This window comes from bacterium (assembly GCA_021159335.1).
Taxonomy (GTDB): domain Bacteria; phylum UBP14; class UBA6098; order B30-G16; family B30-G16; genus JAGGRZ01.
In genome coordinates this window covers 1-6,118 of the sequence record JAGGRZ010000061.1, presented here as the reverse complement: position 1 = coordinate 6,118, position 6,118 = coordinate 1, and the positions used below count along the sequence as shown (strand labels likewise).

Below are 6,118 nucleotides of genomic sequence, written 5' to 3'. Positions count from 1 at the left end.
ATCGAAACTGAACCGTTTACTTTATCATTTATTACAAATGAACATACATTAAAATTCGGAAAAAACTTTGAATTTACCATCAGAATATCATCCCAAGATAGTTTTTTACTTTCATCATCACCGAGCAATCCATTGATAGTTAATTTAATTATACCGTCTGAAAACTCATTATCATTTACATCCTGCCCAGAAATAATGGTAAATGACAAAAAAATATCACACCTCAAAAATAATGAATTGGACCTCGAAAATATGTCCAAATTCCTGAAGCTAATATTCAACAAAGAAATTACTACCGAATATACTGGAATCGATCTCGATAAATTAACAGTTTGGCGATTTTTAAACGAATTCAAAATTCTCACTAAAACATTCAATTTAAACTTCAGAACTAATGAATTAAAATTGTTATTTAGCACAATACCCAGAACTAAAAACACGGAGTTATTGATGAATATAAAGATTGGCTTATTTAACAAAAAATCATTAAAAACAAAATATGGAGACATTTTCGCAATAATTAAACTTGATAAAGATAATTGGGGGAACTTTGTAAAATCTGTATGGTATGATACAACTTTTATTTCGAAAAATTCAAATGAAGAAAAGGCAAAAGTAACTGAAAGTCCAAAATTCATTCCTCCAACTCCAAGCTCCACTAATACGGAGAAAATAGATATTATTCCTGTAAAGCTTGTTAAATCTGTATTAACCTCCTGCGAAAAGGATAGTTCAGATATAAATAAATTTAAAATAGGACAAGATTTATGGGTAAAATTATATTTACAAAATATTAGCGATACTATTCCAAATTACATAACCATTGACTTTGCTTTATTCTCAAAATATCGGGGCTTCATAAAGCAAATAAAATCTGAATTAATAAAAGTAGACAAAAAAAACTTCTTATACACCAAGAAACTAACAACATTTGACCTCGAACCCGGCGAATACAAACTAATAATCACTATTTCAACACTAAAAACCGAATTTTCATTTTACAAAGACTTTATTTTGCTCAACTAATTCACTTAATTTATTTTTATTATCCCTTAACGACACCTATAGGCTTTAATTTTGCTACTTTCCGCGAAAGCCCGGCACCCTCAACAGCTTCGACAACATCTGATACATCTTTATATGCCTCAGGCGCTTCCTCAAGTAATGTATCCCTGCCGACCCAGCGAACATAAATACCCTGGCTCGCCAGCTCCTCGCTTATCCTTCTTCCGCGAAGTTTCCTTACAGCAGCTCTTCTTGACATGTATCTTCCGGCACCGTGGCATGTCGTGCCAAAAGTCTCCTGCATTGCACGATGAGTTCCTACGAGCACATAACTCGCGCGCCCCATGTCGCCCGGAATTATCACCGGCTGGCCTGTTTGACGGTATATGCCTAAAAGTTCAGGTCTTCCTGGCGCGAAAGCCCTCGTAGCCCCCTTCCTATGGACGAGAAGCTTCATCCTCTTCCCGTTAACCGTGTGCTCCTCAAACTTTGCTATGTTGTGTGCAACATCGTACACAAGGTGCATCCCAAGACTCTCCGCTGAACGCCCGAAAACTTTCTCAAACGCACCGCGAACCCAGTGCATTATTATCTGTCTGTTCGCCCATGCAAAATTAGCAGCCGCAGCCATTGCTCCAAGGTAGCGCTTGGCTATATTTGAATCAAGCGGCGCGCACGCAAGCTGCTTGTCAGGCAAGTTAAGACCAAATTTGGAAAGCATTGGTATGAGCGCATGTTCAAACTCATCGCAGACCTGATGACCAAGACCACGAGAACCGCAATGAATCATCACGGTCACCTGCCCCTCAAAAAGCCCCCATTTTTCCGCAAGGCTTTTATCGAACACCTCATCAACGACCTGCACCTCAAGAAAATGATTACCACTTCCGAGTGTCCCAAGCTGGTCATGTCCGCGCTGCCTCGCACGAGCGGAAACCTCGGCAGGATTCGCAAACTTCATTTTGCCGCCCTCTTCGGTGCGCTCAATATCCTCCTGCCAGCCATAGCCGTTCCTAATAGCCCATTCGGAACCATTAGCCAGAACATCATCGAGTTCACGGTGGGATAATCTTATTTTGCCAGTTGAACCAACACCGCACGGAACGACTCTGAAAATTTCGTCCACCAACCGCTTTAACCTTGGTTTAACATCATCTATGGTCAAATCAGTTCGCACAAGCCTGACCCCACAGTTTATGTCGTAGCCAACACCACCTGGAGACACGACACCGCTTTCCACATCCATGGCAGCGACCCCGCCTATAGGGAATCCATAACCCCAGTGAATGTCCGGCATAGCCATAGAATACTTTACTATTCCGGGCAATGTTGCCACATTAGCCACCTGCTTGAATGCTTCGTCGCGAACAATGTGGTCAAGCATGGCACGAGTGGCGTAAATACGCCCCGGCACCCGCATCCCAGGCTGAAATGTCTTGGGTACCTCCCAGCGGTAATTATCTATCTTACGAAGTATCGAGAAAACATCCGCCATATTCTATCCTCCGAATTTAAAAGTTTTTCCAGCTCAAATAAGCAAAAATAAAATCGTTTAATAATTAAAATTTCGCAAGCCTTTAATTCAGCAGCCCGCTTTATCAACTCTCCCTTTCGGTCAGCCTATTTTTTATAAATTTAACAGCTTCCTCGGGCTTGAATTTAAACTGCTCACCCGTGCTCATGTCTTTTATAACGCAAAGCCCACTCTTAGCCTCATCCTCGCCAACAAGGGCAACATAAGGTATTCCCCATTTATTGGCATATTCAAACTGCTTGCCAAGCTTTTTGGGTTCGATAAACATTTCTGCAGGTACATTTGCTTTTCTAAATTCTTGCGCAAGCTTTATGGCAGCCGATGTGTATTCCTCTGAAAACAGCGCGACCATAACGACGGCTTGAGTTTTAGTTTTGGGCATTAACCCAAGCTCTTCCATAGCAGCAAGAATCCTATCCAATCCTACAGTGGTTCCGCACGCGGGAATTCTCTCACCCACAAACATCCCGATTAAGTCATCAAATCGACCGCCACCGGTTATGCTTCCCATGTTTGGAAGTGATTCCAGAACGGTCTCGAATATCGCACCAGTGTAGTAATCAAGTCCACGAGCCATACGCGGGGTAAACTCTATATACTGCTGGTAATCACCCATCATTGATAAAATATCAAGTATCCTAAGCAAGTTTCTTGCACCATAGTTTATCGATTCATCCTCAGAGGAGGCAAACACCTCAAGCAGACTCCTTCCATCATCGTCAGTGTTTAGAATGCTTATCAACTTTTCAACATTAGCTCGCTCAAAACCCTTGCCCGTTAGTTCTTCTACTACGCCGTCCAAGCCTACTTTATCCCACTTATCAACCGAACGAAGCACCGATAGTTCTTCATTTTCCGAGAAGCCAGCCTGACGGACAAGTCCAAAAAGTATTTTTCTATGATTAAGAAGCACTTTAAAATCGCTGAAGCCAAGAGCAGTAAGAGTTTCTATAGTTATCGCGAGAATCTCCGCATCCGCGAGAGGCGAATCGCTTCCCACAATGTCAACATCACATTGAACGAATTCCCTGAACCGTCCCTTTTGTTTTTGAGCTCGCTCGGCGCGCCAAACGGACTGAATTTGATAGCGTCTGAATGGTTTCGGAAGCTCATGTCTATGTTGTGCGAAAAACCTCGCCAGCGGCACTGTAAGGTCGTAACGAAGACCAAGCTGGTCAGGATGATCAAGCCTGTAAATAAGCTTGTCTGCCTCACCACCGTACTTTCCCAAAAGCGTATCCAAAAGCTCTATGGCAGGAGTCTCTATCGGGACATAGCCCCAGAGCTTAAACACTTCTTTTATAGTGTCCAAAACTCTTTCTCGTGCTATAGCCTGATGGGGCAAAAAATCCCTCATACCCCGATATAACCTCGGTTTTGACATTTTTACCTCACCTGCAGTTCACTTTAACGGGTTTCCTTGAGCTTGTAATCGCCATCACCGTCCTCATCCACAAAAACGAACGCCACGCCTTGTGAGTAGTAATACCATATTTCGTAAGCGGGACTTCCCAGCTCAAATGGATGGCGCTCTATCTCGTCTGGCTTTCCGTAAAGTATGTAAACTTTACCTCTGTCCGTTTCCCACCCGTGTTTGTAAGGCGTACCGAAATGGATATCTGCGTAGCGTATTCGTTTCAGAAATTCTTCTTTGTATTCGTTATACTCAGTTGATGGCGTTGGGTCACGCTGACGCCAGAACGCATCCCAAATTGAATCGCGTGCACTCGAATCAGCATTCTCAAAATCATCTATTTCCGATTCCTTGGCTATTAACCTTAGCTGCCGAATAAGCTCTTTAAAGTGATAGCGCAACATCGAAAAAGATGTCGGCACGATGGTGAACGCAACCTTAACTTTGGAAATAATCCCGCCTCTTTTATTCCTAAGATATATCGTTGCATCATATTCGCCGCCGTCCATTGATGAGATGGGGAAAAAGGCATAAACGATTGTACCGTTGCTGTCAGACCTGAAGTGGGCAGGATAAGTTTTCGCTTTAGCTCTTATGCCCACAACGCTGACATACGCGGTGCAACCCTCAGGTATGTCGTATACGAACGCAGCAACGCCAATGCTATCCCATAGGACTGGTATTTTGTTGGTTAACAGCACAGAATCGTGAGGCGTGAAAAACCACGGCGTTGAAATTCTGATCTTAGCAGGGTCGGGGATTTTTACTTTAAACGATGCGCTCGCTTTAGTTGACGCATTCAAATCCTCAAGTATAACAACGATCCTAAACTTTCCTTTGGGAAGTAAAATGGAGATTTGTCCAGCTTTTTTCGGTTCTGCCGAATTCGTGGATGAAAAATCACTAACAATTATGCTGTCCTCATATTCGGCAGTCGTGAATAGTTCATTTTTCTTATATGCCACCCCGACAATTTTGTAGTGCGCTACATATCTCTTGTCAGCTTCTCTCACGAATTGCAAAGAATTGTTTGATATTTGCAGTGTTATCCTCAGCTCCACTAAGCTATCAGCGCGGAAAATACCGTATGAAAATGTTCCCGTAAGCGGTGAACCCTCTATTTGCGGGATAAGCTCAATAGCTGCTGGAAGATTCGCCATCAGAAGTATCAGCGCTATTTTCAGCCAAAATGCTTTCATCACGACCTCGTGGGTGATATTTGAAATAAGTTTCTGTTATCTTTTTCATAGAAATATGCGTATAAATTTGTGTGGTTGCAATAGAGATGTGACCAAGCATCTCCTGAACAGCACGGGTATCAGCGCCACCCTCAATAAGATGAGTAGCAAAAGAGTGCCTTAAAGTGTGTGGATGCACATTTTTTTCTATTCCCGCTTTTTCAGCCCATCTCCGTATTATCTTCCATATTCCCATGCGAGAAAATTTTCTGCCCCGCGAATTAAGAAAAAGATACCCGCCAGAATACTTATTTACCATAGTCGGACGAATATCTCGCATGTATCGCTCAATCCAATAAAGGGATTGCTTCCCTATCGGAACGAGCCTCTCCTTCGAACCCTTGCCGAAAAGCCTTACGAACCTCTGTTCTTTGTGTATGTCCGATGTCTTAACATTGATGGTTTCCGACACTCTTGCCCCCGTCGCATACATAAACTCGAGAATTGCCCTATCCCTTATGCCAAGTGGATTTGATATGTCAACTGCATCAAGTAACCTCTCAACCTCCGCTACTGTGAGCACTTCAGGTATCTTTCTTTTCACCGATTGCACTGTTAAGGCTTCGGTAGGGTCGCTTTGGGCAAACTTGTTGAGGATAAGAAATCCCCAGAATGTCCTTAACGCAGAAATGTTTCGCGAAATAGATGACCTCGCAAGCCCGAGATCAGAAAGGTAACGAACGAATGAATTAACCAGTCCGCGAGTGATTTCATCGGGTGACTCTACACCATGAGAGGAAACAAACTCAACGAAACGCTTTATATCGCGACGGTAAGCATCAACAGTATCGGGTGAACTGGAAAGTTCCGAGACAAGGTAATCAACGAAAAGTTTTGATAGTTTCTCAAGATTAATGTCAAACCTCCTTGCCAGCCATCATCCTAAAATACTAAAACAAACCACATAACCAAAATTTTATAATAACC

At 42.8% G+C, this 6,118-nt stretch carries 5 protein-coding genes; 1 reads left to right on the top strand and 4 read right to left on the bottom strand.

Annotated features, from left to right (window positions below; all coding sequences use genetic code 11):
- A partial coding sequence (locus tag J7J62_03765; protein MCD6124273.1) for a hypothetical protein occupies nt 1-1,026 on the top strand: 1,026 nt, incomplete at its 5' end.
- 19 nt (nt 1,027-1,045) lie between these two features.
- On the opposite strand, the gene J7J62_03760 is transcribed toward J7J62_03765, so the two are convergent.
- The 4 genes from J7J62_03760 to xerD form a co-directional block, all read right to left on the bottom strand.
- Nucleotides 1,046-2,500 carry an RtcB family protein gene (locus J7J62_03760; GenBank protein ID MCD6124272.1) on the bottom strand — a complete coding sequence of 485 codons (1,455 nt, stop codon included), beginning with the start codon at nt 2,498-2,500 and terminating at the stop codon, nt 1,046-1,048.
- Between the two features lie 103 nt (nt 2,501-2,603).
- Nucleotides 2,604-3,896, bottom strand: a complete 1,293-nt coding sequence (gene hisS / locus J7J62_03755; GenBank protein ID MCD6124271.1) for a histidine--tRNA ligase — start codon at nt 3,894-3,896, stop codon at nt 2,604-2,606.
- Nucleotides 3,897-3,946: 50 nt separating this feature from the next.
- Nucleotides 3,947-4,462: a GWxTD domain-containing protein gene (locus J7J62_03750; protein ID MCD6124270.1), complete on the bottom strand. Its 516-nt coding sequence runs from the start codon at nt 4,460-4,462 to the stop codon at nt 3,947-3,949.
- Between the two features lie 625 nt (nt 4,463-5,087).
- A complete protein-coding gene (xerD, locus tag J7J62_03745; protein MCD6124269.1) occupies nt 5,088-6,047 on the bottom strand; it encodes a site-specific tyrosine recombinase XerD in 960 nt (319 codons plus the stop codon).
- Nucleotides 6,048-6,118: the final 71 nt, after the last annotated feature.